Here is a 3402-nt window from a genome sequence, read left to right on the forward strand (position 1 = left end):
CTCCCAGGGCTGCTCCTCGCGGCGCACCATCAGCTCACCGGTGCGGGCGGTGGACTTCCAGTGCACCCGGCGCAGGTCGTCGCCGCGCCGGTACTCCCGGGTCGCCGCGTCGTCCTCGCCGTGCACCGCCACCGAGCGGGCCCGGCTGTCGCCGCTGCCCGCGTACTCCCCGGGGAGCCGGACCGACGGCAGCGGGGTGACCTGCGGGATGACCGTCAGGTGGTCGGTGCTGGGGACCGAGCGGGTGAGCTCGCAGAGGCCGAACGGATCGGTCATCCGGACGACCAGCGGGCCCACGTCGTAGCGGCCCCGCACGTCGGCCCGCACCGTGTACGCCACGGAGCTGGCCTGGTGCGCGCCGAGCCGCTCCAACACGACCCGGGGCCGGCTGCCCAGCGCGTAGGGCAGCCGGTCCTCCAGGAGCAGGGTGCCGGTCGGCAGCCGGGACAGGTTCTGCAGGCGCAGCACCACCCGGGAGTTGGCCCCGACCGGAACCCGGTGCGGGTCCAGCGAACGGTTGCAGGCCAGCTTGTAGCGGCTGCGCCCGACGTAGGCGGCGGCCAGCAACGGCAGGATGGCCAACAGCACGGCCACCCGCAGCAGGTCCTTCTCGCCGAGGATGCCGGCCGAGATCGCCGCCGCGACCGCGGCGGCGAGGAAGGACCGCCCGCGGGTGGTCAGCCCGCGTAGCCCGGCACGCACGTCATGGCCTCCGCGGCTCGTAGGGCGCGCGGCCGTTTCCGGTGGCGGGCCGGGTGTCGTACGGGTTGCGCTGCCGGTCGTGGGGGAGCGGCAGGCGGTGCACCAGCTCGGAGACGATGGCGTCGGTGGTGCGTCGGGCGAGCTGCGCGTCGGCGGTCGGGATGATCCGGTGGGCGAGCACCGGCACCGCCAGGGCCTGCAGGTCGTCGGGGAGGACGTAGTCGCGGCCCTCCAGGGCGGCGACCGCGCGGGCGGTGCGCAGCAACTGCAGGGTCGCCCGGGGGGACGCGCCGAGCCGCAGGTCGGGGGCCTCGCGGGTGGCGGTGACCAGGTCGATCGCGTACTGCTTGACCGCGTCCGCGACGTGCACCTGCCGGACGGTGGCGATGAGCTGCCGGACGATGGCCGCGTCGGAGACCGCGCGCAGCTCGTGCAGCGGGTCGGTGGCGCCGTGACCGTCGAGCATGGCCAGCTCGGCGTTGGAGTCCGGGTAACCCATCGCGATGCGGGCGGTGAACCGGTCGCGCTGCGCCTCCGGCAGCGGGTAGGTCCCCTCCATCTCGATCGGGTTCTGGGTGGCGATCACCATGAACGGGGTCTGGAGCTGGTACGTCACCCCGTCGACGGTGACCTGCCGCTCCTCCATGCACTCCAGCAACGCCGACTGGGTCTTCGGCGAGGCCCGGTTGATCTCGTCGCCGACCACCAGGTTGGCGAACACGGCGCCCGGACGGAACTCGAAGTCGTGCGTCTCCTGGTTGTAGACGCTGACCCCGGTGACGTCGCTGGGCAGCAGGTCGGGGGTGAACTGGATGCGCCGCACCGTGCAGTCGATGGACCGCGCGAGGGCCTTGGCCAGCTTGGTCTTGCCGACACCTGGGACGTCTTCGATCAGGAGGTGACCCTCGGCGAGCAGGACGGCCAGGGCGAGCCGCACGGTGGCGGTCTTACCCTCGATGACCTGCTCGATGTTGGCCACGATGGCCTCGCTGGCGGCGCGGAACTCGTCGTGCGGCAATAGGCCGCCCACCTCGTCCCAGGTCTGTTGTGTCACGGGCCTCCTCCTCGTCGCCGTCACGGCAGCTCTGCACAGAGAGCACCTGGACCCGCCGTTGGGTTCGCGACGCCGAGCCTCGTTTGCCGCAGGAATCTCACTGGTCTCTCAGGCTAACCATGTTTGTCGTTATCGCCGACCCCCGCAGGTAGTCCGTCGGTTACGCACCGATTTTCGCCAGCTCGGGGGAACGGCTTCGAGCCGCCCGGGGGCCGGCAGGACGAGCCGTGGGCGAGGTACACTGCGGGGCATGGCCGGAGTCTTCCTGCTTCTTACCGGGCCGTGCTGATGCGCTGAACGCAGCGACAGCACGGCGGCCCCTCCTGCGCGAGGGGCTTTTTTGTGCCCGCCGCCGGCCCGGCCCGGTGGTGCCGAGACGAAGCGAAGCGAAGCGAGGAGAGACGATGAGTGAGGCAGCCGCACCGGCGGGCGACATTCCCCCGTTCCGGTACACCGCGGCCCTGGCCGACGAGATCGAGATCCGTTGGCAGGACACCTGGGCGCGCGAGGGCACCTTCCACGCACCGAACCCGACCGGGCCGCTGGCCGACCCGACCCACCCGCGCGCCGGCGCGGAGAAGCTGTACGTGCTGGACATGTTCCCGTACCCCTCCGGTGCGGGCCTGCACGTCGGCCACCCACTGGGCTACATCGGCACCGACTGCTACGCCCGTTACCAGCGGATGGCCGGGCGCAACGTGCTGCACGCGATGGGCTTCGACGCGTTCGGTCTGCCCGCCGAGCAGTACGCGGTGCAGACCGGCACCCACCCGCGTACCACCACGGTGGCGAACATCGAGCGGTACAAGGCGCAGCTGCGCCGACTGGGTCTGGCGCACGACGAGCGGCGTTCGGTGGCGACGATCGACACCGACTTCTATCGCTGGACGCAGTGGATCTTCCTGCAGATCTTCAACTCCTGGTACGACCGCGACGCCGCGAAGGCCCGGCCCATCGCCGAGCTGATCGCCGAGTTCGAAGGCGGCAACCGGTCCACCCCGGACGGCCGCCCCTGGGCGGAGCTGAGCGTCGCCGAGCGCCGGCAGGTCGTCGACGACCACCGGCTGGCGTACGTCTCGGAGGCGCCGGTGAACTGGTGCCCAGGGCTGGGCACCGTGCTGGCCAACGAGGAGGTCACCGCCGACGGTCGCTCCGACCGGGGCAACTTCCCGGTCTTCAAGCGCAACCTGAAGCAGTGGAAGATGCGGATCACCGCGTACGGTGACCGGCTGCTGGACGACCTGGACAGCCTGGACTGGCCCGAGCCGATCAAGCTGATGCAGCGCAACTGGATCGGCCGCTCGCAGGGCGCGCACATCGACTTCGCCACGGCCGGGGCGCCGATCCGGGTGTTCACCACCCGGCCGGACACCATCTTCGGCGCCACCTACATGGTGCTGGCGCCCGAGCACGAGCTGGTCGACACGGTGGCGCCGACCCGCGGGCGGGGGGGCACGCGGGACGCGTGGACGGGCGGGCACGCCGGCCCCCGGGAGGCCGTCGAGGCGTACCGGAAGGCGGCAGCCGCCAAGACCGACGTCGAGCGGCAGTCCGACAGCAAGGAGAAGACCGGCGTCTTCATCGGCGCGTACGCCACCAACCCGGTCACCGGCGGGCAGATCCCGATCTTCATCGCCGACTACGTG

3 protein-coding genes are annotated in these 3402 nt (G+C 71.6%); 1 reads left to right on the top strand and 2 read right to left on the bottom strand.

Annotated elements, in window-relative coordinates; genetic code table 11:
* Together KBX53_RS26825 and KBX53_RS26830 are read right to left on the bottom strand one after the other, a co-directional pair.
* Positions 1 to 702: DUF58 domain-containing protein (locus KBX53_RS26825; protein WP_210862313.1), on the bottom strand; the 702-nt coding region annotated here is incomplete at its 3' end.
* Between the two features lies 1 nt (position 703).
* The gene (locus KBX53_RS26830) at positions 704 to 1756 is read right to left on the bottom strand and encodes a MoxR family ATPase (RefSeq protein ID WP_030334536.1); all 1053 of its coding nucleotides are present in this window, start codon (positions 1754 to 1756) and stop codon (positions 704 to 706) included.
* Positions 1757 to 2160: 404 nt separating this feature from the next.
* On the opposite strand from KBX53_RS26830, the gene KBX53_RS26835 reads away from it, so the two are divergent.
* The coding region (locus KBX53_RS26835) for a class I tRNA ligase family protein (protein WP_210862315.1) at positions 2161 to 3402 on the top strand (1242 nt) is incomplete at its 3' end.

The organism is Micromonospora sp. M51, assembly GCF_018070305.1.
Taxonomy (GTDB): domain Bacteria; phylum Actinomycetota; class Actinomycetes; order Mycobacteriales; family Micromonosporaceae; genus Micromonospora; species Micromonospora parva.